Source organism: Pseudoduganella sp. SL102 (assembly GCF_027856995.1).
In the GTDB taxonomy this organism is placed as follows: Bacteria; Pseudomonadota; Gammaproteobacteria; order Burkholderiales; family Burkholderiaceae_D; genus Rugamonas; species Rugamonas albidiflava.
The window spans coordinates 2,430,209-2,455,793 of the sequence record NZ_CP115554.1 but is presented as its reverse complement, the minus strand read 5'-3'; the positions used below and the strand labels follow the sequence as shown (position 1 = coordinate 2,455,793).

General features: G+C 63.7%; 19 protein-coding genes, 1 tRNA gene and 1 other RNA gene. 7 read left to right on the top strand and 14 right to left on the bottom strand.

Features of this window, described 5'->3' with window-relative positions; genetic code table 11:
* Window positions 1–248 precede the first annotated feature (248 nt).
* Window positions 249–1,019, top strand: a complete 771-nt coding sequence (locus OU994_RS10400) for a hypothetical protein (protein ID WP_281610673.1) — start codon at window positions 249–251, stop codon at window positions 1,017–1,019.
* A 43-nt stretch (window positions 1,020–1,062) separates the two neighbouring features.
* On the opposite strand, the gene OU994_RS10395 is transcribed toward OU994_RS10400, so the two are convergent.
* The 7 genes from OU994_RS10395 to OU994_RS10365 form a co-directional block, all read right to left on the bottom strand.
* Complete coding sequence (locus tag OU994_RS10395) at window positions 1,063–2,016, bottom strand: cation transporter (RefSeq protein ID WP_281610672.1); 954 nt, start codon at window positions 2,014–2,016, stop codon at window positions 1,063–1,065.
* A 176-nt stretch (window positions 2,017–2,192) separates the two neighbouring features.
* Window positions 2,193–2,921, bottom strand: a complete 729-nt coding sequence (locus OU994_RS10390) for a hypothetical protein (RefSeq protein WP_281610671.1) — start codon at window positions 2,919–2,921, stop codon at window positions 2,193–2,195.
* A 547-nt stretch (window positions 2,922–3,468) separates the two neighbouring features.
* A tRNA-Ser gene (locus tag OU994_RS10385) sits at window positions 3,469–3,558 on the bottom strand.
* 53 nt (window positions 3,559–3,611) lie between these two features.
* A complete protein-coding gene (locus tag OU994_RS10380) occupies window positions 3,612–5,633 on the bottom strand; it encodes a bifunctional diguanylate cyclase/phosphodiesterase (protein ID WP_281611614.1) in 2,022 nt (673 codons plus the stop codon).
* Between the two features lie 40 nt (window positions 5,634–5,673).
* Window positions 5,674–6,828, bottom strand: coding sequence for an HDOD domain-containing protein (locus tag OU994_RS10375; protein WP_281610670.1), 1,155 nt, complete (start codon window positions 6,826–6,828; stop codon window positions 5,674–5,676).
* Between the two features lie 299 nt (window positions 6,829–7,127).
* Window positions 7,128–7,742 carry a response regulator transcription factor gene (locus tag OU994_RS10370; RefSeq protein ID WP_131146972.1) on the bottom strand — a complete coding sequence of 205 codons (615 nt, stop codon included), beginning with the start codon at window positions 7,740–7,742 and terminating at the stop codon, window positions 7,128–7,130.
* Between the two features lies 1 nt (window position 7,743).
* Window positions 7,744–9,102, bottom strand: coding sequence for a cache domain-containing protein (locus tag OU994_RS10365; protein ID WP_281610669.1), 1,359 nt, complete (start codon window positions 9,100–9,102; stop codon window positions 7,744–7,746).
* Between the two features lie 176 nt (window positions 9,103–9,278).
* On the opposite strand from OU994_RS10365, the gene OU994_RS10360 reads away from it, so the two are divergent.
* The 3 genes from OU994_RS10360 to OU994_RS10350 all read left to right on the top strand — a co-directional run bounded on the left by OU994_RS10360 (window position 9,279) and on the right by OU994_RS10350 (window position 12,672).
* On the top strand, window positions 9,279–11,339 hold the full coding sequence (locus OU994_RS10360; RefSeq protein WP_281610668.1) for a carbon starvation CstA family protein: 2,061 nt from the start codon (window positions 9,279–9,281) through the stop codon (window positions 11,337–11,339).
* 16 nt (window positions 11,340–11,355) lie between these two features.
* A complete protein-coding gene (locus OU994_RS10355) occupies window positions 11,356–11,556 on the top strand; it encodes a YbdD/YjiX family protein (RefSeq protein ID WP_131146975.1) in 201 nt (66 codons plus the stop codon).
* Window positions 11,557–11,652: 96 nt separating this feature from the next.
* Window positions 11,653–12,672 carry a dienelactone hydrolase family protein gene (locus tag OU994_RS10350; RefSeq protein WP_281610667.1) on the top strand — a complete coding sequence of 340 codons (1,020 nt, stop codon included), beginning with the start codon at window positions 11,653–11,655 and terminating at the stop codon, window positions 12,670–12,672.
* A 166-nt stretch (window positions 12,673–12,838) separates the two neighbouring features.
* Here the strand turns inward: OU994_RS10350 and OU994_RS10345 are convergent, their stop codons facing one another.
* Complete coding sequence (locus OU994_RS10345; RefSeq protein WP_281610666.1) at window positions 12,839–13,138, bottom strand: DUF3144 domain-containing protein; 300 nt, start codon at window positions 13,136–13,138, stop codon at window positions 12,839–12,841.
* Between the two features lie 153 nt (window positions 13,139–13,291).
* Here OU994_RS10345 and OU994_RS10340 point away from each other — a divergent pair, with 153 nt between their 5' ends.
* From OU994_RS10340 to OU994_RS10330, 3 genes are all read left to right on the top strand, one after another.
* Entirely contained in the window at window positions 13,292–16,384 is a 3,093-nt protein-coding gene (locus OU994_RS10340; protein WP_281610665.1) for a response regulator, read from the top strand.
* Between the two features lies 1 nt (window position 16,385).
* The gene (locus OU994_RS10335) at window positions 16,386–18,557 is read left to right on the top strand and encodes a bifunctional diguanylate cyclase/phosphodiesterase (RefSeq protein WP_281610664.1); all 2,172 of its coding nucleotides are present in this window, start codon (window positions 16,386–16,388) and stop codon (window positions 18,555–18,557) included.
* Between the two features lie 246 nt (window positions 18,558–18,803).
* The gene (locus OU994_RS10330) at window positions 18,804–19,820 is read left to right on the top strand and encodes an IS110 family transposase (RefSeq protein ID WP_281608807.1); all 1,017 of its coding nucleotides are present in this window, start codon (window positions 18,804–18,806) and stop codon (window positions 19,818–19,820) included.
* 92 nt (window positions 19,821–19,912) lie between these two features.
* Here OU994_RS10330 and recR read toward each other — a convergent pair whose 3' ends face one another.
* From recR to ubiD, 6 genes are all read right to left on the bottom strand, one after another.
* Window positions 19,913–20,503 (bottom strand): recombination mediator RecR, encoded by a 591-nt coding sequence (gene recR / locus OU994_RS10325; protein WP_281610663.1) that lies wholly within the window; start codon window positions 20,501–20,503, stop codon window positions 19,913–19,915.
* A 41-nt stretch (window positions 20,504–20,544) separates the two neighbouring features.
* The gene (locus OU994_RS10320) at window positions 20,545–20,844 is read right to left on the bottom strand and encodes a YciI family protein (protein WP_131146981.1); all 300 of its coding nucleotides are present in this window, start codon (window positions 20,842–20,844) and stop codon (window positions 20,545–20,547) included.
* Window positions 20,845–20,863: 19 nt separating this feature from the next.
* Window positions 20,864–21,190 (bottom strand): YbaB/EbfC family nucleoid-associated protein, encoded by a 327-nt coding sequence (locus tag OU994_RS10315; protein ID WP_131146982.1) that lies wholly within the window; start codon window positions 21,188–21,190, stop codon window positions 20,864–20,866.
* A 41-nt stretch (window positions 21,191–21,231) separates the two neighbouring features.
* A complete protein-coding gene (locus OU994_RS10310) occupies window positions 21,232–23,544 on the bottom strand; it encodes a DNA polymerase III subunit gamma/tau (protein ID WP_281610662.1) in 2,313 nt (770 codons plus the stop codon).
* A 198-nt stretch (window positions 23,545–23,742) separates the two neighbouring features.
* Window positions 23,743–23,841, bottom strand: an RNA gene (gene ffs, locus OU994_RS10305) — signal recognition particle sRNA small type.
* Window positions 23,842–23,887: 46 nt separating this feature from the next.
* Entirely contained in the window at window positions 23,888–25,372 is a 1,485-nt protein-coding gene (gene ubiD, locus OU994_RS10300) for a 4-hydroxy-3-polyprenylbenzoate decarboxylase (protein WP_281610661.1), read from the bottom strand.
* Window positions 25,373–25,585 lie beyond the last annotated feature (213 nt).

Genomic DNA, 25,585 nt, shown 5'->3' with positions numbered 1-25,585 from the left:
CTCCGAGCAATGCCTCCTTCATAGGAGGAAATCCCCGTTACCTTAGTGTCGTAGTAGTAGTAGCTGAGAAGTAAGCCCTAGCTGGCTTCTACTCAAGCCTATCTATTGTCCACCAAAATAACAGGGACAGTCAGTACGGGGCAGTCTTCCGACTACCCATTAACCAACATCGAAATCAAAGGAATCAATGCGTCTGCTCTCCGGATCAGGCCAAGGAGGACTATCGACTAAACGAAAGGAACAATCCCATGCCAAAGGCAACAATCACGTACCCCGATAACGTAGTACATGGAAAGAAACGCAAGAACGCAGGATGGCACCCGAAAGGTAAGCGTGCATATCGAGCCGCCAAGACTCGAATCATTCAGTGCCTAACCTATTACCGGGAACCCCGGCTGTACCATTTGATCTTGTCTGGTAATACATATCGCCAGCACAAGAAGGTACTGACAGCACTATGCCAACGACTTACTCGCGCTAAGGTCGAACACGAATGGTTCTCTGCCCGAGAATGCAACAGCGAGCGAGGTGAACACCTCCACATCTTCGTTTTGGTGGACGCTGACGGATCACCTCCACAAGCTCTGCTGAATACGTACGAGGATTGCTGGCTAGCAATTGAATGTAGCAAGAAAGGACTTAACAATCCCTTCATTGCAGCACCGAAGAACGAGATTCATGGCGAGAATCATTACGCCCAACTTCCGTACCTAGGCCCAACCAATCGAGCTACCGAAAAGGCAACGGATCGACTGGCAAACGCTATGGAATGGCTCAGTTACATTTACAAGGCCCGAGACAAACACGACGAAGAGTGGGAGAACGAAGGCCAGATTTTCTCCGCTTCCCGGCCAAAGCGAAACAAGACGGTCGCTGCCATTACAAGTAGCAAACCCGTCGTAAACGGCGATGTACCGATCAAGATTAAGACCGGCGATAACCTGCTTGATGCCATGATCGGCAAGATGCAGCACATTTATCAGCTATCCCAAGCACAACCAAGGATAGCGTTAGCATAACGATAACGGAGTGATTGGCATCCCCTCCACCACTCCGCATTAACTATCTGAGCCGCAGAATTCGGCGTGCACCGTTGAGGACGACTACGGCAATGACGGTGCCGATAATCAAGTCGGGGTATGAGGAACCGGTCCAAGCCACCAACACACCAGCAACGATGACGCCAAGATTGGCAATGACATCATTGGCCGAGAAGATGTAGCTGGCTCTCATGTGCACCCCGCTATCCCGCTTCTTTGCGATTAGCATCAAACAGGCTACGTTCGCGACCAAGGCCACCATCCCCACGCCCATCATTAGAGCCGACTCGGGATCACTGCCAAAGACAAACCGTCGAACAACTTCCGCGAGAGCACCGAGCGCCAGCAAAAGCTGAAGCCAACCTGCCAGATGCGCTGCACGGGTTTTCATGCTAGCTGCCTTACCGACCGCATACAAAGCAAGTCCGTACACGGCAGCATCAGCGAACATATCCAGAGAATCGGCCAACAGACCCGCAGATTGCGCCCACAGACCAAGAGCCAGTTCAAAGACGAACATTACGGCGTTAATTGCCAGCAGCAAGCGCAATGCCTTAGCCTCACCTACATCGTCCGACTGCCCCTGCTGGATCGCTTCTTCCCCGGCAATCAGCGAAGAACCGCTGAGCACCGCCCCCAAGCCAAGCGGCTGTAACCGGCCAAGGATACCTTCGACATCATCCAGGTGAATCACGGTCAACTCTCGCTGAGCTAGATCGAAGGACAACGAGCGAATATCTTGACGATCCTCCAATGCCATCCTGATTAACCGCTCTTCGGATGGGCAATCCATTTTCGGAACGGAAAAGATGCTCTTGAATGCACGATCAGTTGCGTCTGCCGCCAGAGGCACCGAGTCCTTGACCCTAGCCCCGAGCTTTAAAGGTTCCAGAATCCCGACTACTGTAGCTACGTCGCCGGTATGCACTACTCGCAGTTCGCGACTGGACAGATCAAAGGAAAGCTCTTGCACCATAGGCTTTCCATCGAGCGCCATCCTGATTAACCGCTCTTCGGATGGGCAGTCCATCTTCGGGACCGCCAACGTACTGCTATATCTTTGCATAGGGTATTGATGACTTGGCTAAGATATTAATGATAACGTGACCCGGCTGCTATGACCCGCGATCAAGACCGGCGCAACGACCATAGTCACCCCTCAGTGCACCAGAAACCCGCAGCAGCCCGTTGCAACTGACCATCTAGCGCCTCCCAGGCGAAACCTGCACCACGGATAACCAAACCTAGTAACTCGACTACGTGCTGCATTTCACGAATGGTTCTGTTCAGGTCACCCCAAGCAATCCCGGCTGACGCAACGTCGAAAAACACGTACGCGTCGTCCCGATACTGAATCTCATTGTGAGCCGACACCTTGTCGCGGATAGTCACAAAACCTTTGACAGTGGCAGAGACGGACAGACGGTCCCACGCACTCACCAAGTCCGAATAATGCCGGTCAAATTCCACGCCCCGCTCAAGAGCTTCCCTTGCATCCATGTCACGTAGTAGTGCGGCAAGCCCCTCATCAGGCTCTTGTCTCATTACTGCTGGCGAAACATCGCAGAACTGCGCCTTTAGCGTTGAACGGACATCATCGTTCACCAGTGACGCTACCAACTTCCTAATGCTAGGCGTCCGCTCGTAGTCGTCCATGACGAGCTTTGCAATGTCCTGGCAGCATGACAAGAAGAGCGAATGTCGAAGGATTTGGTAACCCCATGTTCGCTGACCCGACCCATACCCCGCAGGCACCCGCTCATCAAACAACATCGGATGCAACATCGCGTAACGCTCTCGCAAGATCAGGAATGCATCCAACAGACGTGATGCGTGGGCATCCAGTTTCGCGACCCTGGCAGCCAAGCTAGCGGGGTTCATCGCAACTCCAGAACCACACCACGATATTTCAATTTAGACAACATCAGGGTTGCACCTGTTGGAAATGTGTTAACACAAGCGATGGTTATACGGGCATTCCTCGTTTTTAACGGGAACCATGCCCGACATCCGATGCTACAGCACCATAAGATTTTAATTGCAGAAACGATGAAGCAGTGTGATAATTCGCGAATGGTAGCGAACTACTGGCGATCCTGCACGCCTATTGCAAACACACACATAGGAGGCTTCGGCTTTAACTTTTTGAAGGAGGTTTTACATGACTCACACTGACCGTCTTATCCCCGTAACCAATGTGGCAACCATTCTTGGGATTGGCGTTAGCACTGCATGGCTGTGGTGCACTACTAAGGCAGGCTTCCCTGCTCCTATCCGCCTGTCACGGAAATGCACACGATGGTCGCTTAACGAAGTCAACTCCTTCGCTGAAAGCATGAAGCTCGCACGCAACTGTGGGTAGAAACGGGGGTAACCCTACGGTAAATTCTGAAAATCCCATTAAATTCAACAACTTATTGGATTTTAATGGCGGAAGCGGTGAGATTCGAACTCACGAACGGGTCTCCCCGTCGGCAGTTTTCAAGACTGCTGCCTTCAACCACTCGGCCACGCTTCCTTTTGACTCGGGCAACAGCAAGCCAACCCGAAGTGCCCCGCATTATACAGAAATCATTCCCCACCGCCAGAGTGCGCAGCGGAAGGCGCCCAGCCCTTCTCGACAAGCGCCCGCTCGAACTCCAAAGGCGGCAAGGGCCGGGAGTACAGGTAGCCCTGCACCTCGTCGCAACCTGCGCGCTCCAGGAAGGTTAGCTGGTCGACAGTCTCCACCCCTTCGGCGATCACCCGCAGCGAGAGCTGCCGGGAGATGCTGACGATGGTGCTGGCAATGGCGCAGTCGCTGCTGTCGTGCGGGATGCCGGTGGTGAAGGAACGGTCGATCTTCAGGGTGTCGATGGGGAAGCGCTTCAGGTAGGAAAGGCTCGAGTAGCCGGTGCCGAAATCGTCCAGCGAGAGCGTGACGCCCAGCGCGGAGATGCGGTCCATGATGGCGATCACGCGGTCGATGTTGTGCATCAGCGTGCTCTCGGTGATTTCCAGTTCCAGCCACTCCGGTTCCAGCTCGTAGCGCCGCAACGTGTTCTGCACGCGGTCGGGCAGCGTGGCGGTGAATTCGCGGGCGGAGACGTTGACGGCCAGCCGGATCGGCCGCATGCCGGCGCGCTTCCACGCTTGCGCCTGGGCGCACACGGCTTCCAGCACCCACTCGCCCACTTGTACTACCAGGCCGGTGGCTTCGGCCAGCGGGATGAATTCGCCGGGCGGCACCATGCCGCGTTCCGGGTGCTGCCAGCGCACCAGGGCTTCGGCGCCGATGATGCTGCCGTCGCCGATCGAGAACTTGGGCTGATAGTGCAGCAGCAGCTGGTTGCTGCCCAGCGCGTGGCGCAGGCCGGATTCGATGCGCATGCGCTCATGCATGCCCTGGTTCATGTCCGCACTGTAGAACGCCACGCCATCCACTTCGGCACCCTGCTTGGCGCGGTACATGGCGATGTCGGCCTGGCGCAGCAGGGTTTCGGCGTCCTGGCCATCCTCCGGGTAGACGCTGATGCCGATCGCGGCGCCCACGCGCAGGTCGTGGCCATCGATCAGGAACGGTTGCGACAGCGCGGCCATCAGCTTTTGCGCCACCGTGCCCGCTTCGTAGTGCTGGGTGAGTTCGAACAGGCCCACCGCGAATTCGTCGCCGTTCAGGCGCGCCACCACGTCCTGTTCGCGCAGCGCCATGCGGAAGCGCTGGGCCACTTCACGCAGCAGCTGGTCGCCGGCCACGCGGCCAAGCGTGTCGTTGATCAGCTTGAACCGGTTCAGGTCGATGAACAGCACGCAGCCGTGCGACTTCGTGCGCTGCGCCACGGAGAGGGCCTGGTCCACCAGCTTGGTGAGCAGCGTGCGGTTCGGCAGGCCGGTCAGGGCGTCGTAGTACGCCAGGTGGTGGATGCGTTCCTCGGCCTGCTTGCGCTCGGTGATGTCGGTCAGGTAGGCGATCAGGCCGGTCGAGCGGTCGTTCGCGTCGACCAGCGGCGACAGCGACAGGCTGGCCCAGAACACTTCGCCGGACTTCTTCTTGCGCCGCACTTCCATCAGGCGCCCGCCCTGCATCAGGAACGGGTCGTGGAAAGTGGGGTCTTCGTCGTCGTACAGGAACAGGATGTTGCGGCCGATCGCTTCCACCGGCGTGTAGCCGAACAGGCGCTCGGCGCCCTTGTTCCAGCTCGTGATGAAGCCATGCTGGTCCATCGTGACGACCGATTCGTGGATCTGGTCGAGGATCTGCGCCTGGTGCTGCAGCATCGCTTCCACCTGCGCGTAGGCGTGGGTGGAGCGCTGCGCCAGCGAGTGCACGTGCAGCACGCCGGCCGCCAGGCGGGCCAGGTTTTCCAGGCTGCGGCGCTCGGCGGGGCCGCCTGGGCCGCCGGCGACTTCGAAGCGGCCCAGGCGGCAATCGTCGTGCGCGATGTCCTGCACCAGCGCGTCCGGCGGCGGCGCGCTGGCGGGTGCCGTGTCAGCGGGTACGTAGCGGGCCCACGGGCTGTGCGTCACTTCGCCGGCGATGCGTCCCAGTTCGGCGGCCAGGGCCGGGCCGCGCAGGCGCAGGACCGCGTCGCATAACGCGGCGCTGCTGGCAATGGAGTCCGGGAGGGGAGTGCCGGCGGCGGGTGCAGCGACATCAGATGGTCCTGCTGACCTGGATCGCCCAGCGCCAGCCCTGCAGCTGGCTGTCCCAGAACTGCGCGGGCGTCAGGCCCAGCGCGGCGATGGCGGCGGGATCGGGCACTTGCTGTTCCGCCAGTGCCAGCATGGCGCCGAACGGGCCCGCGCGGTCCAGCAGCGCGCCCACCACGTCCAGGTCCAGCGTCAGTGCCGCAACGATCTCGCTCATCGGCATCGCCAGCAGTTCATCGAGCAGCGCGAAGACGCCAACCACGAAGGCCAGGTCTTGCCGGTCGCGGTCGCCGCCCTGGGCCTTGCACAGCGCTTCCATCTGCGCGGCGCGCCGCGCCGCTTCCGGCAACAGCAGGTTCGGCATGCCATCCTGTTGCGGGCGGGCGTACAGCAGCAGTTGCAGCCAGCGCTGTAGCTGGCGCCGGCCCAACACATTGATCGCTTGGCCGAAGTTGTGGATCGGGTTCGTGAAGCCGAAGGCCGCCGAGTTGACCAGCTTGAGCAGGTGGTACGACAGCGCCGGATCCTGCTTCAGCAGCATTTCCAGCTCGCGCGAATCGGCATCCTGCGCCAGCAGGCCAAGCAGCGACAGCAGGCGCTTGCGCGAGGTGCCGTCGCCGGCTTCCGCGACGCGGCGGCGCGAATAAGGTCCGCTGAACCAGCCCATGCCGGCATCGCGGCAGGCGGCGAAACGGGCGGTATCTTCCACGTCGTGCGCCCAGTGCGGGCCCGGCAGGCTGAGGAGCGACAGCGCGGACGGCAGGCCCTTGCCGCCATGCGCGATGCCGCGGATGCCGGCCTGCGGCGCATGCACGCCCGCCTCCCCTTCCACCAGCAGCCGGAAACCCTGCTCGGCGAGCACGGCGCAATGCTTGCGCACGGCGGCATCCTGCAGCGCGGCGGCCGGTACCTGCAGCACGAATCGGGCGGCGGGCAGCAGCGCGGCCTGCGGCGCGTCGATGGAAAGCGGATCGGCGAGCGGAACGATGCAGTCGAGGGGAGCGAAGGCGGCTTGCGCGTCGGGCTGGCTCAGCAATGCCAGCAGTGTGGCGCCTTGTGCGCTGGCGGAATGCGGGTGGACGGCCAGCGCGGTCCATTGATACCGGGTATCGGCTACGGCTTCCAGTCCCAGCACGGGGAACAGGTCGGATTGGAACATCGTTTTCTCGTTGCGGTTGGGCGCAATGGTCATGCAAGCTGGAACGGACAGCACGCCCCCTGCGCAGGGCAAAACCTATCGGCTATTGCTATCTGAATATTTCAATTAAGCAAAAAGATGCATTTGGGAATATATCAGAAAACCACCGCCAGACGGTCATGCACGGTACGGAGTCGCAAAATGCACCGGTCCCTGTTCAATTCGAGCAACAGAAAATCGCTTACTTCCGGTAACTCCCTGCTACAGTTGTCATTTCTACCACCTTCCGACGACCGCCGACCACTGCCGACCCCGGGCGCCTACAGGTCGCGTGCCCGCTGCACGGCAAACTTGATCAGCTCGGCCTGCCCTTCGATGCCGAGCTTGCGCTTGATGTTCAGGCGGTGCGTTTCCACGGTGCGCACCGACAGGTCGAGTTCGCGGGCGATCTGCTTGTTCGATTCGCCGTTGGCGATGTGGCGCAGCACTTCCTGCTCGCGCGAAGTCAATTCTTCCTGCGCCGGTGCGCGCACCAGCTGCCGGGCCAGCGCCGCGCTGTAATAGATCCCGCCGGACATCACGGTTTCGATGGCCACCACGATATCCTTGCCCGGCGCATCCTTCAGCACGTAGCCGCGGGCGCCGGCGGCCATCGCCTGCGACACGTATTCCTGCTTGTCGTGCATCGACAGGATCAGCACGGCGATATCCGGGAACCGCGCGCGGAAGGCCGCCGTTGCTTCGATACCATTCGTGCCGCGCATATTGATATCCATGAGCACCAGGCCCGGCGCGTGCACGCTGGCCGCTTCCAGCGCCTCGGCGGCGCTGCCGGCTTCGGCCACCACCTCGAATCCCGGCACGGCTTCGAGCCGCGCCCGCAAGCCATCCCGCACCAGCGGGTGGTCGTCCACCAGCAGTATCCTGATCGTCATGTCACGTTCCGTAATCGATATGGGCCCGCACCGTGGTGCCGGCCGGGGAAGAGTCCAGTTCCAGGCGGCCGCCGATGGCTTCCAGCCGTTCCATCATGTTGCGCAGGCCGATGCCCCGCTTCGGGTGCTGGGCGATATCGGCCGGGTCGAAGCCCACGCCATCGTCGCCGATCGACAGCGTGACGCCGTGCGCGGTGCCCGCCAGGGCGACGGCGATCCGGCTGGCGCGCGCATGCCGTTCGATGTTCGTCAGCGCTTCCTGGGCTATGCGGAACAGCACCGTGTTGGCCGTTTCCGGCAGCCGCTCGGTGCTGCCCGCGGCGCTGAACCGCACCGGCATGCCGCTGTCGTGCTGGAATTCCTCGGCCAGATGGGCCAGCGCGGGGGCCAGGCCGATATCGTCCAGCACAGCCGGGCGCAGGTTGTGCGAGATGCGGCGTACTTCGCCCAGCACCTTGTTCAGCTGCCCGGCCGTGTGCTCGAACACGGCCAGCGCCTTGTCCGTTTGCGAGGGCTGGCCGGACAGCCGCTCGATGCCGGCCTCGATCTGCAGCTTGATCGAGACCAGCCACTGGCTGATGCCGTCGTGCAGGTCGCGCGACAGGCGCGCCCGTTCCTCTTCCTGCGATTCGACCACGCGCTGGGCCAGCGCCTTCAGCTTCGCGTCCGCCACGCGCGACTCGCTGATGTTCAGCGCCAGCCCGGAAAAGCCGACCGCGAGCGCCGACAGGATCGCGATCGCCGCGATCCACAGCATGGTGTTCTGGATGTTGCCGCGCTGCTGCGTGTCGATCTTCGCCAGCGCGCGCTCCACGTCGTCCAGGTAGATGCCGGTGCCCATCATCCAGCCCCACCGCCGCATCGGGATGACGTAGCCCAGCTTGGCCACTTCCTGCCGCGTCGACGGCTTGACCCACTGGTAGCGTTCCAGGCCGCCGCCCTCGCGCGCCCGCGCCAGCAGCCGCACGATGGTGGGGTTGCCGGCGTTGTCGCGCATCGCATACAGGTTGCGGCCCACCAGTTCCGGCTGGCGCGGGTGCATCAGGCTGTTGCCCTGCATGTCGTAGACGAAGAAGTAGCCATCGTCGCCGAAGCTGAGAGAAGCCAGGATGCGCTTGGCCTCCTCCTGCGCGGCCGGGTCGGTGCGGCCGGAGTCGTACAGGTGCGCCACCGAGTGCGCGGCCAGCGCCACGTAATGCTTCAGTTCCGCTTCCTTGCTGGCCAGGTAGGCCTGCTCGATGGCGGCCTTCTGCTGCGTGGCCAGCAAGGCCGACTGGTGCCACACCGCCAGCGCGATCGCGCACAGCGCCAGGATCAAGGGCGTGATGGCGAGGAAGATGACTTTTTGCCGGAGTTTCATGGCGCGATTGTACGTTGCGCGCCGGGGTGGCTTTCTACGTAATACTACGCAGCACATCTGCGTAGAAGTGCGCTTGTGGGAGATATACAGGTCATGAATACTTGCTATATATAAAAGCCGTGATGGGCTGCGCGTGAACCCGCTCATGCGCAACGCGGCAAACAACTGGAGGAAACATGAACCCCGTAATGAAGAAATTCGGCTGGGCAGCGCTATCGCTGGCCGGCGCGAGCGCATTGGGCGTGGTGGCCCTGAAGCGCGGTGAACCGATCAGCGCGATCTGGATCGTCATCGCCGCCGTGTGCGTGTACCTGATCGCCTACCGCTTCTACAGCCTGTTCATCGCGCGCGACGTGATGCAGCTCGACGCGCGGCGCATGACACCGGCCTACAAGCACAACGACGGCCTCGATTACGTCCCCACCAACAAGAACGTGTTGTTCGGGCACCACTTCGCCGCGATCGCCGGCGCCGGCCCGCTGGTCGGCCCCGTGCTGGCCGCGCAGATGGGCTACCTGCCCGGCATGCTGTGGATCCTGGCCGGCGTGGTGTTCGCGGGCGCCGTGCAGGACTTCATGGTGCTGTTCCTGTCGATGCGCCGCGATGGCCGCTCGCTGGGTGACCTGATCAAGTCCGAGCTGGGGCCGATCCCCGGCAACATCGCCCTGCTGGGCACCTTCATGATCATGGTGATCATCCTGGCCGTGCTGGCGCTGATCGTCGTGAAGGCCCTCACCGGTTCGCCGTGGGGTTCGTTCACCGTGATGGCCACCATCCCGATCGCCATCTTCATGGGCATCTACTCGCGCTATATCCGCGTGGGGCGCATCGGCGAAGTGTCGATCATCGGCTTCGTGCTGCTGATGCTGGCCATCGTCGGTGGCCAGTACGTGCAGGAACACGAGGCGCTGGCGCCGATGTTCATGTTCACCGGCACCGAACTGACGTGGATGCTGATCGGCTACGGCTTCATCGCCTCCGTGCTGCCCGTGTGGCTGCTGCTGGCGCCGCGCGATTACCTGTCGACGTTCCTGAAGATCGGCACCATCGTCGCGCTGGCGCTGGGCATCATCATCGTGGCACCCACGCTGCAGATGCCGTCGATCACGAAGTTCATCGACGGTACCGGCCCGGTCTGGTCCGGCAACCTGTTCCCGTTCCTGTTCATCACCATCGCCTGCGGCGCCGTGTCCGGCTTCCACGCGCTGATCTCCTCCGGCACCACGCCGAAGATGATCGAGAACGAAACGCACGCCCGCTTCATCGGCTACGGCGCAATGCTGATGGAATCGTTCGTCGCCATCATGGCGCTGATCGCCGCATCCACCATCGAGCCGGGCATCTACTTCGCCATGAACAGCCCGGCCGCGCTGATCGGCACCACGCCGGAATCGGCCGCCGCGGCGATCTCGCAGTGGGGCTTCTACGTGACCCCGGAAATGCTGACGCAGATGGCCAAGGACGTGGGCGAGCACACCATCATCTCGCGCGCCGGCGGCGCACCGACGCTGGCGGTGGGCATGGCGCACATCCTGTCCAACGTGATCGGCGGCCAGGCCATGATGGCCTTCTGGTACCACTTCGCGATCTTGTTCGAGGCGCTGTTCATCCTGACCGCGGTGGACGCGGGCACGCGCGCCGGCCGCTTCATGCTGCAGGACCTGCTGGGCGCCTTCGCTCCGGCCATGAAGGAAACCGACAACCTGTTCGCCAGCCTGGTGGCCACGGCATTGTGCGTGGCGGCGTGGGGCTACTTCCTGTACCAGGGCGTGGTCGACCCGCTGGGCGGCATCAACACGCTGTGGCCACTGTTCGGCATCGCCAACCAGATGCTGGCCGGTATCGCGCTGATCCTTGCCACCGTGGTGCTGTTCAAGATGAAGCGCGCCCGCTATGCTTGGGTGACCATCGTGCCGACGATCTGGCTGCTGATCTGCACCCTGTATGCCGGCTGGCTGAAAGTGTTCGACGCGAATCCGAAGATCGGCTTCCTTTCGCACGCCGACAAGTACTCGGACGCGCTGGACAAGGGCGAAGTGCTGGCCCCGGCCAAGTCGCTCGAGCAGATGAGCCAGGTGATCTTCAACGACTACATCAATGCTGGCCTCGCTGCCTTCTTCATGGTGGTGGTGCTGTCGGTGCTGGTGTTCGGCGTGCGCATGGCGCTGCGCGCCCACGCCGCGGCCCACCCGAGCCACAAGGAAACGCCGGCGCAGCTGATGCCGGCCGCGCAGTAAACGTCGCGAGGCAGAGATGTTCGATGAAATCGTCAAGGCCGGCCGCTACCTCGGCCAGAGCATGCGGCTGATGGTGGGCCTGCCGGAGTACGACACCTACGTGGCGCACTGCGAGGCTACCCATCCGGACCAGCCGATCATGAGCTACGAGGAGTTCTTCAAGGAACGCCAGGAAGCGCGCTACGGCGGTGCCGGCAAGCGGGGCGGCTGCTGCTGACGCGGTTCCCCGTTTCGTGAAACACCTGCCAGGGACGGCCCGGTCGCGCAAGCGGCCGGGCCGTTTTGCATGGGGCGGGCCGGGGTGGCGCGCCCGATGCGGGCAGTGCGCGACGCGCCCGCGCAGGCGGGCAAATTCCCCGTGGTGATCTATGCGCCCAGCTTCAGTGCCCGGGCGACGGAAAATGCCGACCTGTGCGAATACCTGGCAAGCCATGGCTACATCGTGCTCTCCAGCGTTTCGCAGGGAGCCCGCCAGCGCTCGATGACTGCCGATATCGAAGGCGTGGAAACCCAGGCCGCCGACATCGGCTGGCTGATCGCCCAGGCCGGCACGCTGCCCCATGCGGACGCCGGGCGGCTGGCGGTGGCCGGCTTCAGCTGGGGAGGACTGGCCAACGTGGTGGCCGCCGCGAAGGATGACCGCATCAAGGCGCTCGTCAGCCTGGATGGCTCGGTGCGCTACTTCCCGCAGATGGTCGATGGCGGCAAGTCGGCAATAGGCTATGTGACGCCGGCGCGGCTGGCGGTGCCGATGCTGTACATGGCGCAGCGGCCGAACTCGATCGAACAATCGAACCAGCGCGAGAAGAGCACGGATTTCAGCCTGCTGAACCGCATGACCTATGCCGACACATACGACGGCTACCTGAAGGACGACGCGGCGGCGCGCGCCTTCATGGCCAACAAGCCGGTGGCGAACGGCGTGCCGCGGCACATGGTATCGCTCGATGCGCGGCCCGGCAGCGGCGTGCCGCCCACGCTGGAGCACTTCGCCGGTCAACTGGCGGCCCGCGGCTTCGACCAGGCGGCGGCGATCCACCAGGAGCTGCTGGCGCAGGGCCCCACGTTCAAGCTCGAACCGCATGACCTCAACAGCTGGAGCTATGCCCTGCTGCGCGACGACATGCTCGACGACTCGGTGGCCATCTTCCGCTTCGGCACGCAGCTCCATGCCAAGGACGCCAACCTGTACGACAGCTTGGGCGAGGCGCAGGCCAAGGCCGGGCAGCGCGAGGCGGCGATCGACAACTACCGGCGCTCGCTGTCGCTGAACCCGAAGAATGCCAACGCCGTCGAGCGGCTGAAGGCACTGGGCGCCCCCGCCGCACCGTAACCCCGTCCATACCGGAAATATTTCCCGAAAACCGGTGACAGGCTCCGATTATTCTGCAACAGGCGTTGCCTCAAACCGGTGACAGGCTCCGATTTCGAAAATAATCGGAGCCTGTCACCGGTTTTAAAATAAATAATCGGTGCCTGTCACCGGTTTTTTTGCAACATTACTGCTGGGGGGTGCGTGGCATGTAGGTGTTGAAGTTGGCGATGTGGTCGTCCAGGTTCTGGCTCAGCATTTTCCGATACTCATCGGTGAAGTAGCGGATCGCTTCTTCCTTGTCCTTTTCCATCGCTTCGGCGCTGGTGGCGCCGCTGGCGACGATGAAGGCGTTGAAGCGGGCGGCGGCATACAGCAGCGATGCGCTGACGTTGCTGTTTGGCACCTTCGTGCCCTGTTCGTTTGCCAGGTGGATAATCGCGTCCGCCCGTTCCCAGAAGGCCGCGTCGATGCCGTTGTCACTCATGATCTGCCCTTTCCGAATGAAAAACCGAGTGTAACTCGACAATTATTATATTTACAACGGGAAATTTACCTCTGGAAACGTAGATAAAGCTCAAGGTGTCGCCTTTCTGAACAGATAAAGTTTTCCGAATGGAATCCTTGAGCGGCGGCGAACATGCTTGACTTCGAACGTTCGGGCCTGAGCAGGAAACTGACCCTCATCGCCGTGCTGTCCACTGGCAGCGCGCTGCTGCTGGTCTTTGCCGCGTTCGCCCTGACCTGTGTACTTAACCAGTCGAAAAACCAGACCCGGCACATCACTGCGCTGGCGGACGTCATCGCCGTCGGCACCCTGGCGTCCTTGCTGCGTGCCGAGGCCGCAACGGCCGAACAGGCGCTTGCGGCGCTCGCGGTGCAGGGCGAGATCACGCAGGCGGTGCTGTATGACGGCAGCGGCAAGCCTTTCGCCACCTTCCCGGCCGACAGCGAGGAGCCGGCGCCGGCCCTCCCCCCGGAATGGCTGGCGGCCCTGAAGACGGCGCGTGCCACGACGCCACCGGCGAAGACGCTGGCGCGCGCGGCGGCGGGCGCGCGAATGAGCACGACGGCGGGTACGCCAGCGGTCGCAAGAACAGGCATGACAACCGACATGGCGCCGTCGCCAATAGCGGATCCAATCACCGGTACTGCAACGGAGACAACAGCGGGCACGCCGCGCGACACGGTGGGCAGCGCGATGGACAGCGCGATGGACAGCGCGATACAAGGCTGGGTCCCAGGCACGCTGCGGGTGGTGCGGCCCGTGTACGTAGCCGGGCACCTGGTGGGCGCGGTGATGATCGAGGCCGCCGCCGCGCGCATGTGGCTCGGCATGCTGGAGAGCGTGGGCATCACGGCGGCCGCGGCGGCCATCTCGTTCGTGGTGGCGCTGGGGCTGGCCAGGCGCTTCACGGTCTGCATCGCGCAGCCGATCGGCGAACTGATCGCCGCGGCGCAGCGCGTCACGTCCAGCCAGACCTACGCGCAGGTGCAGCACCAGCGCACCGACGAGCTGGGCACGCTGATCGACAGCTTCAATGAAATGCTGGCCCAGATCGAATGCCGCGACGGCAAGCTGGCCCAGTACCGCGACCAGCTGGAACGCCAGGTCAGCGTGCGCACCGAGCAGCTGGAAAAGGCCAAGAACGCGGCGGAAGCGGCCAGCCAGGCCAAGAGTGCCTTCCTGGCCACCATGAGCCACGAGATCCGCACGCCGATGAACGGCGTGCTGGGCATGACGGAACTGCTGCTGGCCACCGAGCTCTCGGAACTGCAGCGGCACTACACCAGCATGGTGCAGCGCTCCGGCGAACACCTGCTGGTGATCATCAACGACATCCTCGATTTTTCCAAGGTGGAAGCGGGCAAGCTGACAGTCGAATACATCCACTTCAATTTCCGCGAACTGCTGGACGACATCGACTACGTGTTCTCGCCGCAGGCGCAGGCGAAAGGCCTGGCGCTGGATTTCGAGATCGCCCACGACATCCCGGTGGCCGTCATCGGCGATCCGAACCGGCTGCGCCAGGTGGTCGTGAACCTGCTGGGCAATGCCATCAAGTTCACCGATGCGGGCCGCATCACGGTCAGGATCGCCGTCATCAGCGAGGATGCCCAGTCGGTCGGCCTGCGCGTCGAAGTGCACGATACCGGCGTGGGCGTGTCGCGCGATGCGCGCACGCGCATCTTCGACTCGTTCTCGCAGGCCGATGGCTCCACCACCCGCAAGCATGGCGGCACCGGGCTGGGGCTGGCGATTTCCAAGCAACTGGTGGAACTGATGGGCGGCACGATCGGTGTCGAGAACGCGCTGATCCGCGGTTCGATCTTCTGGTTCACCGTGCGCTTCGACAAGCGCCGCGTGGACGCCGACGACGCCTCGTTCAACCAGAAGACGACCAGGGGCCTGCGTGCCCTCGTGGTCGATGCGAGCGACGAATCGCGCGCCGCGCTGGAAGGGTCGCTGGCGCGCTGGCACCTGAAATGCGACGGCGCCGACAGCGCCGAGGAAGCCACGCGCCTGCTGCGCGCGGCGCTCGCCAGCGGCCAGCCCTACGATGTGGCGCTGCTGGACATGGAGGTGCCGAAGGTGGGCGGCCTGGTGCTGGCGGCGGACATCAAGGCCGATCCGGTGCTGGCGCCGGTGCGCCTGCTGCTGCTGTCGACCGAGCGCAATGCGGCCGACACGGTGCAGCGGCGCGAAGCGGGCGTGGCTTTCCAGCTGATCAAGCCGGCCCGCGAGAGCGACCTGTACGAGTGCATCGTGACGCCGCTGCGGGCCAGCGAAGGCATGCGCGTGGCCTCGCCGCCAGCGCCGGCCCGCCTGACGCAACTGCCGCCCGGGCCCATGGCGCAGGCGGGAACGGCGCCGCAGGCAGCGGCGCGGCAAAGCCACACGGTCCTGCTGGCGGAAGACAACCCCGTCAACGTGGAAGTGGCCAGCGCGATGCTCGAAGCCCTCGGCCTGCACGTGCACCGCGCCTGCAACGGCGAAGAGGCGCTGGCGGCCGTGAAGGAAGGCGACTTCGACCTGGTGCTGATGGATTGCCAGATGCCGGTGATGGATGGCATCGCGGCCACCGCCGAAATCCGCCGCCACGAGCAGCAGCAAGGCCGCGCGCGCCAGTTGCCGGTCATCGCGATCACCGCCAACGCATTGCAGGGCGACCGCGAAACCTGCCTGGCCGCCGGCATGGACGACTACCTGTCGAAGCCCTTCACGAAAGCCATGCTGTCCGAGACGCTGTCGCGCTGGATCGCCCTGCCGCGCGCGGCGCTGGTACACCACGATGAAGCGCGCAGGACGGTATCCGGCGGCACAGCGCCGCAATCTGCGCCGGCATTCGGCGCGCTCAACCGCCATGCATCGGTACGCGGTGCGATCAACCGCCATGCGCTGGACGCCATCCGCGCGCTCAGTGCGGACAAGGGCGAGGTCCTGCTGCGGCGCGTGCTGCACGCCTTCATCGACGACACGCCCGGGCGCCTGGCCTCGCTGCACGAGGCGATCGCGGCCGGCAATGCCGGGTCGCTGCGCAAGGTGGCCCACAGCCTGAAATCCTCGAGCGCCAATATCGGCGCCGAAACGCTGGCCCAGCTGAGCAAGGACATGGAACAGCTGGGCCGCAACGATATCAACGGCGACGCCGCCGTCCTGCTCTCGTCGATGGAGCGGGAATACACGACGGTACGCGACACGCTCTCATCCATGTTCGCCAAGGAGACCTAGAATGGCAGCACCCCTCCCCTCTCATCGCGGTACCGTGCTGGTGGCCGACGACGATCCCGTGATGCGTCTCCTGATGCTGGAAATGCTGGCCCAGGTCGGGCTGGACACGATCGAGGCCGAAGACGGCGACCAGGCCCTGGCCTGCTTCGACCGGCTGGCGCCCGACCTCGTGCTGCTCGACGTGGAAATGCCGCGCATGGACGGCTTCGAAGTATGCCGCGCCATCCGCGCCCGCGAACAGGGCCGCGGCCATGCCACCGCGGTGCCGATCGTGATGGTGACCGGCGACGACGACCTGAAGGCCGTGACGCAGGCTTACGAAGCCGGTGCCACCGACTTCGTGTCGAAGCCGATCAACTGGCCGATCCTCGGCCACCGGGTGCTGTACGTGCTGCGCGCCAGCGACGCCATCGCCCGCCTGCGCATCGCCGATGCGCACAACCGCGCCGTGCTGGCGGCGATCCCGGATACCTTCTTCCGCATGAGCCCCGACGGTTACTACCTCGACTACGAACAGGGCCACGATCCCGGCGCCGCGTTCACCGAGCAGCAGTGCGTTGGCCGGCACGTGCGCGACGTGCTGCCGCGCGCCATCGCCGAGCGCCTGCTGGAGCAGCTCGCGACGGTGCTCGACACCCACTCGATCCGTTCGGTCGACTATGCCCTGGAACGGGACGACACCGTGCATCACTTCGAGGCCCGCCTCGTCAGCACCGGCGCCGGCGAAGTCCTGGGGCTGGTGCGCGACATCAGCGAGCGCAAGCGCACCGAGGAACAGATCCGCCGGCTGGCCTATTGCGACAGCCTGACCGGCATTCCGAACCGGCAGGCGTTCCTGGAGATGCTGGAACGCGAACTGGAGCGCTCGCGCCAGCATGGCCGCAAGTTCGCCATCCTGTTCATGGACCTCGATTCGTTCAAGCGCATCAACGACACGCTGGGCCACGACGTGGGCGACCTGCTGCTCAAGGTGGTGTCGGAGCGGCTGCATGAAACCATCCGCCCCGGCGACGTGGTGGCGCACCAGGGACTCGGCGAAGTGCCGTCGCGCGGCATGCCGGAACGGCGCGGCAACAACCTGGCGCGGCTGGGCGGCGACGAATTCACCATCCTGATCCCCGACCTGGAACGCGTGGAGGATGCGCTGAACGTGGCCCACCGCGTCAAGGATGCGATGCGCCGGCCGTTCCACCTGGACGGGCACGAGATCTTCGTCACCGCCAGCATCGGCATCTCGCTGTACCCGGAGGACGGCGACGATTCCAGCTCGCTGCTGAAGTATGCCGACACGGCGATGTACCATGCGAAGAACTGCGGCCGGAACAACGCGAAGCTGTACAGCTCCGCGCTGACGACGCAGATGATGAGCCATGTGAAGCTGGAGATCGGCCTGCGCCGCGCGCTGCAGAACAATGAACTATACCTGCAGTACCAGCCGCAGATCGACGTGCGCAGCGCGCGGCTGGTGGGCGCCGAGGCGCTGGTGCGGTGGCGCCACCCGGAGCATGGCATCATCGCGCCGAACGATTTCATCCCGCTGGCCGAGGAGACCGGCCTGATCGTGCCGATCGGCGCCTGGGTCCTGCGCACCGCGTGCAGCCAGGCGCGCGAATGGCAGGAACAGGCCGGCCGCCCGGTGCGGGTGGCGGTGAACCTGTCGGCGCGCCAGTTCAAGGACGAGAACCTGGCGCAGACGGTGCTGTCGGTATTGACCGATACGGGTCTCGACCCGTGCCTGCTGGAGCTGGAGCTGACCGAAGGCACGCTGATGGACGATGCGGTGGCCACGCTGGCCACGCTGGAACAGTTGCGGACGATCGGCGTGTACCTGTCGATCGACGATTTCGGCACCGGCTATTCGTCGATGAACTACCTGAAGCGCTTCGACGTGCGCGCGCTGAAGATCGACCGCAGCTTCATCAACGGACTGCCGGAAGATTCGGAAAACGCCGCGATCACGCGCGCCATCATCGCCATGGCGCACGGGCTCAAGCTGGCCGTGGTGGCCGAGGGCGTGGAAACCCGCGAACAGCTGGCGCTGCTGGAGGAATACCGCTGCGACATGGCGCAGGGTTACCTGCTGGGCAGGCCCGCCTCGGGGGAAGCGATCGGGGAGATGCTGGTGGGGACGGCGTTCGTTCCTGAGACGCGATGTGCTGGGGTCGGACAGTAACGCCGCTTAGTTAAGCCCACCCCAAGTGCAAATTCCGGGGTCAGACCCGGCGGGTCTCGTATCTTGAGCGTACCGACAATTCAGTGGATACTTCCGCTGCAGTTCCGGCCAGGCAAGGTCACACCGCTCGGGATTAAGGCTTCGAGCCTGTGGGTCAGATAGGTGGCCTTGCCTGTTTCTTTCATTGAAGTCCGTACGGTATCTTGGGACGGCGTTCTTACGCTAAGCCCGCATACGAGAGAGGAAATGATGGAAATGGCAGTAACCCCGGTAGTTGGCGTTGATGTGAGTAAGAAGAAGCTCGATATTGTTCTGCTGGTCAGTGGCAAAGCGAAATCGAAGACGCTCAGCAATACGCCGGAGGGTTACCAGGAACTGGTTCAATGGTTGGTCAAGCAGAAGGTCTCTCCAGACAGCGCTCACGTGTGTCTGGAAGCGACCGGTGTCTATAGCGAGCCGCTTGCTCTGTGGTTGCACGATGCGGGCATTATGGTGAGCGTCATCAATCCAGGCTGCATCAAAGGTTTTGGGCAGTCCGAAAACATCCGCAACAAAAACGATCAAATTGACGCCGGGCTGATCGCCCGATTCTGTGCTGCGAAGAGGCCGCCAGTTTGGGTGCCACCTCCAAAGGAACAGCGTGAACTCAAGGGTTTGAGCGATCGGCTGCTTGCGCTCAAGGACATCAGGCAACAGGAAAAGAACCGGATGGAAGCTCATGATTTTGCCGGTCAGGCCGACTTGGTGAAAAACGTCGATGAGCACGTGCAATGGCTCGATCAAAAGATCACCGAGCTGGAAAAGGAGATCGACGATCACATCGACAGGCATCCTGGCCTGAAACATGACGCCGATCTGATGCGCAGTATTCCGGGCATTGGCAGCACTACGATAGCTAAGGTCCTGGGCCACATTGGTGACATTAGGCGCTTCGGATCGGCCAAGGCACTTGCGGCATTTATTGGAGTCAGTCCAAAGCAAAAAAGCTCTGGAACATCAGTGCGCGGTCGGACAAGCATGAGCAAGATCGGCAACAATGATCTGCGTAGTGCACTGTACATGCCTGGCATGGTCGCCAAGCGGTACAACACCTTGCTGAAGACCTTTGCCGAGCGCCTGAGCGCCAATGGCATGGCTCCCAAGGCCGTCACCGGCGCCGTCATGCGCAAGCTGGTTCATCTGATTTACGGCGTGGTTTGCTCTGGCAAGCCATTCGACCCGAATTTTTTGAATTCGGGCCTTGCAAAACAAGACGGTATCTGACCCCAGCCCTTCGCTGTTGGGGTGAATGCATGCACTTTCAAGTTGCTGTGTAACGCTTAGCCAAACGGCATCAGTGTCAACAACGCCTTCTCCTACGTGCTGCGCCGGTCCAGCATGGCCCGGGCGATGGTGCCGGCATCCACGTATTCGAGTTCGCCGCCGACCGGTACGCCGCGGGCCAGGCGGCTCACGGCAAGGCCGCGCGCCTTCAGCATCTCGCTGATGTAGTGCGCGGTGGCTTCGCCTTCGTTGGTGAAATTGGTGGCCAGCACCACTTCGCCGACGACGCCATCGGCGGCGCGGGCCAGCAGCTTTTCCAGGTGGATGTCCTTCGGGCCGATGCCGTCGAGCGGCGACAGGCGGCCCATCAGCACGAAGTACAGGCCCTTGTAGGTCAGCGTCTGCTCGATCATCGCCTGGTCGGCCGGCGTTTCGACGACGCACAGCAGGCGGCGGTCGCGCGTGTCGTCGGCGCACATGTCGCAGACGTCCGCCTCGGTGAAGGTATTGCAGAGCGCGCAATGGTTGACCGATTCCACCGCCTGGTACAGCGCGCGCGACAGCATGGCCGCGCCTTCGCGGTCGTGCTGCAGCAGGTGGAAGGCCATGCGCTGCGCCGACTTCGGCCCCACGCCGGGCAGCCGGCGCAATGCCTCGGTCAGGAATTCCAGCGATTTCGCCATGTGCTAGGACACCAACCGGGTTGCCAGGTGCTTCGCCATGTTCACGCCTGGTGATCGGGCAGCCAGGCTTCCAGCCCATCGGCCGCCATGGTCGGCACGAATTCGGTGATCGCATAGCTGGCCGCGCCGGCCTGCTTGAACGGGTCCAGTTCGATCACTGCTTCCACGTCCGCGCGGCTGTCGGCATCGGCGATGATGATGCCGCCGGTGCGCGGCACCATCCGGCCCGACAGCACGAACATGCCGTTGGCATACTGCTCGCGCAGGAAGGCGCGGTGGGCGGCGAGGAGACCATCGATCTCCTCGTTGGGCTTCAGGTAGGTCAGCGTGATGATGAACATGGCGCGCCCCGTGCCGCCGTCAGAACGGCATCTTGAAGCCGGCCGGCAGGTTCATGCCGGCGGTCAGGCCGCTCATTTTCTCGGCGGCGGTGGCTTCGGCCTTGCGGACCGCGTCGTTGAAGGCGGCGGCGACCAGGTCTTCCAGCATGTCCTTGTCGTCGGCCAGCAGCGACGGGTCGATCGACACGCGCTTGACGTCGTTCTTGCAGGTCATGACGACCTTCACCAGGCCGGCGCCGGACTGGCCTTCCACCTCGATGGAAGCCAGCGAGTCCTGCGCCTTCTTCATATTGTCCTGCATTGCCTGGGCCTGCTTCATCAGGCCGGCGAGCTGGTTCTTCATCATGATGTGTTTCTCCGTAGCGGTTAAGTGATTGTGGGCGGGCTTCAGTGAGCCGGTGTGATCGGGGCCACGATCGAGCCGGGCACGACGAAGGCGCCGAACTCGCGCACCATCGCCTGCACGAACGCGTCGTTGTGCACCGTGTCTTCGGCCTGGCGCTGGCATGCTTCGCGGTGCGCCTGCTGCTCGGCGGCGGTGGTGTACCACACCGGGCCCAGTTCCGTTTCCACCCGCGCGGGGCGGTTGAAGCGCTCGGCCAGCGCCGCCGTCAGTTTCTCCACGTTCGGCGGCGTGCGCCAGGTGTCGATCGGGCAGCGCAGGCGGAATACGACGGCATTGCCGTCGATGGTGCATTGGATGAGTTCGGCCTGCGTGGCCAGCTGCTGCGCCACGCCCCGCAGCGGCAGGTGCGCCGCCAGCAGCGGCCAGTTGCCGTCCCACTCCAGTTCGGGGACCGGCGTGATCACGTAGGCATAGGGCGCCTGGGCGGGGGCCGGCTGGCGCGCCGCCGCCACCGGCGCCGCTGGCGCGGGTGCTTCGGCGCGATGCTGGGCAGGCGCTTCGGCGCGGACATCGGCACGCTGCTGTGCCGGGGCTTCGGCCCGGTTCGGCGCGCGCTGCGACGGGGCAGCCACCGCGCTGTCATCCGAGAATTCGGTGACCCATGGCGGCAGGTCGTCCTCTTCCGGCGGTGCCGGGCGGACCTGCACGGCGGGCGGCGCTTCGAGCACCGCGGCATCGCCCTGCGGCCGCGCCTCTTCCCACGGCAATGGCTTGGCCGGCGCGGCTGCCTGCGGTGCCGGCGCCTGAATGGCGGGTGCCTGTTGCGCAGGCTCTTCCGGAGCGGATGGGCGCATCGGCGGACGCGCGCCGGTACGTGCCATCGTCGCCGCGCGGGCCGCCTCCAGCGCCGCGTTGATGGCGGCGCGCGCCGGGCTCACGGGGCCGGATGGGCGGGCTGCCGCGGCGGGTGCCGCGGGTGCCGCGGGTGCCGGTGAGGGCGGCGGCGTGAAGACGGCGGCGCGCGGTGCCGCGGCGGGTTGTGGCGCAACGGCGGGCTGCGGCGCGGCGGCATGGCTGGCCGCGGGCTGGCTGGCGGCCGCGGGGCCAGCGGCGCGTGGCGCCTGCGGCGCAGCCGATGCCACGGCTGGTGCCGCCGCGGCGGCGGCCGCGCGGGCCGGCGAACTGCCCGGCGCCGGGCGCGACATCAGCGGCGTGTTGGCCGGGGCGCCGCCAGGTGCGGCTTCGGCGCCACCGACGCCGGGGCGAAAGGCCAGCATGCGCAGCAGCGTCATCGAGAAACCGGCATATTCGTCCGGCGCCAGGCCCAGCTCGTTGCGGCCATGGACGGCGATCTGGTAATACAGCTGCACCTCTTCCGCATCGAATTCGCCGGCAAGGCGGATGATGTCCGCGTATTCCGGCAAGTCTTCCGGCACGGCCGCAGGCACCGTCTGCGCCAGCGCGATGCGGTGCAGCAGCGTGCCAAGGTCTTGCAGCGCGCCGTTGTACGACAGGCTGCGGCTGGCCATCTCGTCGGCCACCGCCATCAGGTCGGCGCCATCGCGGCTGGCCAGCGCGTCGAGCAGGCGCACCAGGTACGACTGGTCCAGCGCGCCCAGCATGCCCTGCACCGCTTCCAGCGTGACGGCGCCGGCGGCATAGGCGATCGCCTGGTCGGCCAGCGACAGCGCATCGCGCATCGAGCCATGCGCGCCCTGCGCCAGCAGGCGCAGGGCCGGCTGTTCGAACGACACGCCTTCCTGGCCCAGGATGTTTTCCAGGTGGCCGACGATGTGCCCGGGCGGCATCTGCTTCAGGTTGAACTGCAGGCAGCGCGACAGGACGGTGACGGGGATCTTTTGCGGATCGGTCGTCGCCAGGATGAACTTCACGTGCTCGGGCGGTTCTTCCAGCGTTTTCAGCATGGCGTTGAACGCGTGGTTGGTGAGCATGTGCACCTCGTCGATCATGTAGACCTTGAAGCGTGCGTTGCTGGGCGCGTAGACGGCCTGCTCGAGCAGCTGCGCCATCTCGTCCACGCCGCGGTTCGACGCGGCATCCATCTCTATATAGTCGACGAAGCGCCCGCCGTCGATGGCCCGGCATGCCTCGCAGGCGCCGCATGGCGTGGCGGTGATGCCGCCGTTGCCGTCCGGCCCGGTGCAGTTCAGCGATTTCGCCAGGATGCGGGACAGCGTGGTCTTGCCGACGCCGCGCGTGCCGGTAAACAGGTAGGCGTGGTGCAGCCGGCCCGTGCCCAGCGCATGCGTCAGCGCACGCACGACGTGCTCCTGGCCGACGAGCGTTTCAAAGTTGCGGGGACGGTACTTGCGAGCGAGGACTTGATAGGACATGCCGGGATTTTACCGCAGACCAGGGCCGGTGAGGCCAACAATAGCCCGCGCGCCATGGCCGGCCGAACGGTACTGTAGTGAACGGTACTGTAGTGAACGGTACTGTAGTGATACGGGGAATAAGGATGCGGACGAAAAAAACGGGGAAATAAAGGCAGGCGTAAAAAAAGCTGCCGGGGCAGCTTCTTTCAATGATCGGGAGGCGAGCCTGATCTGCGGCACTTGCGGTGAACGGCTTTGGCTGCTTCGTTCCCGACCTGACCAGGTAAACCATGCCGCAATGCGCAGGGGCCCGCCAGACCTCATTATAGCGGGTCTGGCGCAAAACAGGAAATTACCGGCATTACAGGCCCAGCTGCTGCCAGATCTCGTCCACCTTGCGCTTCACCTCGGGCGTCATCTGGATCGTGGTGCCCCACTCGCGGGTGGTTTCGCCGGGCCACTTGTTGGTGGCGTCGATGCCCATCTTGCTGCCCAGGCCGCTGACCGGCGAAGCGAAGTCGAGGTAGTCGATCGGCGTATGGTCGACCAGCGTGGTATCGCGCGTCGGGTCGACGCGGGTCGTGATCGCCCAGATCACCTCTTTCCAGTCGCGGATGTCGACATCCTCGTCGACCACCACGATGAACTTGGTATACATGAACTGGCGCAGGAAACTCCACACGCCGAACATCACCCGCTTCGCATGGCCCGCGTACTGCTTGCGTATCTGCACCACGGCCATCCGGTAGCTGCAGCCTTCCGGCGGCAGGTAGAAGTCGGTGATCTCGCTGAACTGCTTTTGCAGCAGCGGCACGAACACTTCGTTCAGGGCCAGGCCCAGCACCGCCGGTTCGTCCGGCGGCTTGCCTGTATACGTGGAGTGATAGATCGGGTCGCGGCGCATCGTGATGCGGTCGATCGTGAAGACGGGGAACCAGTCCTGCTCATTGTAGTAGCCGGTATGGTCGCCATACGGCCCTTCCAGCGCATGTTCATAGCCGGACGGGTGGTTCTCGTCCGGATAGATATGCCCTTCCAGCACGATCTCGGCCGAGGCCGGCACGCGCAACTCGCTGCCGATCGCCTTGACCAGTTCCGTGCGGCTGCCGCGCAGCAATCCCGCGAACTGGTATTCGGACAGCGTGTCGGGCACCGGCGTGACCGCGCCGAGGATCGTGGCCGGATCGGCTCCCAGCGCCACGGCCACCGGGTAAGGCTGGCCGGGGTGCCGGATGCAGTGTTCGCGGAAGTCCAGCGCGCCGCCCCGGTGCGCCAGCCAGCGCATGATTACCTTGTTGCGGCCCAGCACCTGCTGGCGGTAGATGCCCAGGTTCTGGCGTTTCTTGTTCGGGCCCTTGGTAATGACCAGGCCCCACGTGATCAGCGGCGCCACGTCGCCCGGCCAGCAATGCTGGATCGGCAGCCGCCCGAGGTCGACGTCGTTGCCTTCCCAGACGATTTCCTGGCACGGCGCGCCGCGCAGTTCCTTCGGCGCCATGTCCCACACGGCTTTCACCAGCGAGCCCATGTCCATGATGTCCTTGAACCCCTTGGGCGGTTCCGGCTCTTTCAGGCGCGCCAGCACGTGTCCGATGCGGCGCAGTTCCTGCATGTTCTCGGCGCCCATGCCCAGCGCCACGCGGCGCGTGGTACCGAACAGGTTGCCCAGCACGGGCATGGTGAAATTTGTAGGATTTTGAAACAGCAGAGCAGGTCCGCCGGCCCGCAAGGTGCGGTCGCAGACCTCGGTCATCTCCAAATGTGGCGAAACTGGCAATGAAATTGACTTTAATTCACCAATTTTTTGCAACTGGGCAATAAAATCCCGCAGATCTGAATATTTCATACAAATTTTACGTTTTTTTCTCGTTCGACGGCCGGCTGCAAGTCATCCGGACAAGTGGTTGATTCTATTAGCATTTGCCTACCCTTGCTCGACAATACCATATCCAAAAGTTATAAAGAACGCGTTCGTTAGTATTGACGTGATATAAAACGGCTTCTACAATTCGACCTACTTGAAGAGGACATGGCAAAAATGCCAACTACGTGTCGCTCA

Bases quoted from the DNA above. Each gene is read 5' to 3' on its own strand.
- OU994_RS10400 (WP_281610673.1), top strand. From the start codon at position 249: ATGCCAAAGGCAACAATCACGTACCCCGATAACGTAGTACATGGAAAG.
- OU994_RS10395 (WP_281610672.1), bottom strand. From the start codon at position 2,016: ATGGTGCAAGAGCTTTCCTTTGATCTGTCCAGTCGCGAACTGCGAGTA.
- OU994_RS10390 (WP_281610671.1), bottom strand. From the start codon at position 2,921: ATGAACCCCGCTAGCTTGGCTGCCAGGGTCGCGAAACTGGATGCCCAC.
- OU994_RS10375 (WP_281610670.1), bottom strand. From the start codon at position 6,828: ATGTTCCAATCCGACCTGTTCCCCGTGCTGGGACTGGAAGCCGTAGCC.
- OU994_RS10370 (WP_131146972.1), bottom strand. From the start codon at position 7,742: ATGACGATCAGGATACTGCTGGTGGACGACCACCCGCTGGTGCGGGAT.
- OU994_RS10365 (WP_281610669.1), bottom strand. From the start codon at position 9,102: ATGAAACTCCGGCAAAAAGTCATCTTCCTCGCCATCACGCCCTTGATC.
- OU994_RS10360 (WP_281610668.1), top strand. From the start codon at position 9,279: ATGAACCCCGTAATGAAGAAATTCGGCTGGGCAGCGCTATCGCTGGCC.
- OU994_RS10355 (WP_131146975.1), top strand. From the start codon at position 11,356: ATGTTCGATGAAATCGTCAAGGCCGGCCGCTACCTCGGCCAGAGCATG.
- OU994_RS10350 (WP_281610667.1), top strand. From the start codon at position 11,653: ATGCGGGCAGTGCGCGACGCGCCCGCGCAGGCGGGCAAATTCCCCGTG.
- OU994_RS10345 (WP_281610666.1), bottom strand. From the start codon at position 13,138: ATGAGTGACAACGGCATCGACGCGGCCTTCTGGGAACGGGCGGACGCG.
- OU994_RS10340 (WP_281610665.1), top strand. From the start codon at position 13,292: ATGCTTGACTTCGAACGTTCGGGCCTGAGCAGGAAACTGACCCTCATC.
- OU994_RS10335 (WP_281610664.1), top strand. From the start codon at position 16,386: ATGGCAGCACCCCTCCCCTCTCATCGCGGTACCGTGCTGGTGGCCGAC.
- OU994_RS10330 (WP_281608807.1), top strand. From the start codon at position 18,804: ATGATGGAAATGGCAGTAACCCCGGTAGTTGGCGTTGATGTGAGTAAG.
- recR (WP_281610663.1), bottom strand. From the start codon at position 20,503: ATGGCGAAATCGCTGGAATTCCTGACCGAGGCATTGCGCCGGCTGCCC.
- OU994_RS10320 (WP_131146981.1), bottom strand. From the start codon at position 20,844: ATGTTCATCATCACGCTGACCTACCTGAAGCCCAACGAGGAGATCGAT.
- OU994_RS10315 (WP_131146982.1), bottom strand. From the start codon at position 21,190: ATGATGAAGAACCAGCTCGCCGGCCTGATGAAGCAGGCCCAGGCAATG.
- OU994_RS10310 (WP_281610662.1), bottom strand. From the start codon at position 23,544: ATGTCCTATCAAGTCCTCGCTCGCAAGTACCGTCCCCGCAACTTTGAA.
- ubiD (WP_281610661.1), bottom strand. From the start codon at position 25,372: ATGAAATATTCAGATCTGCGGGATTTTATTGCCCAGTTGCAAAAAATT.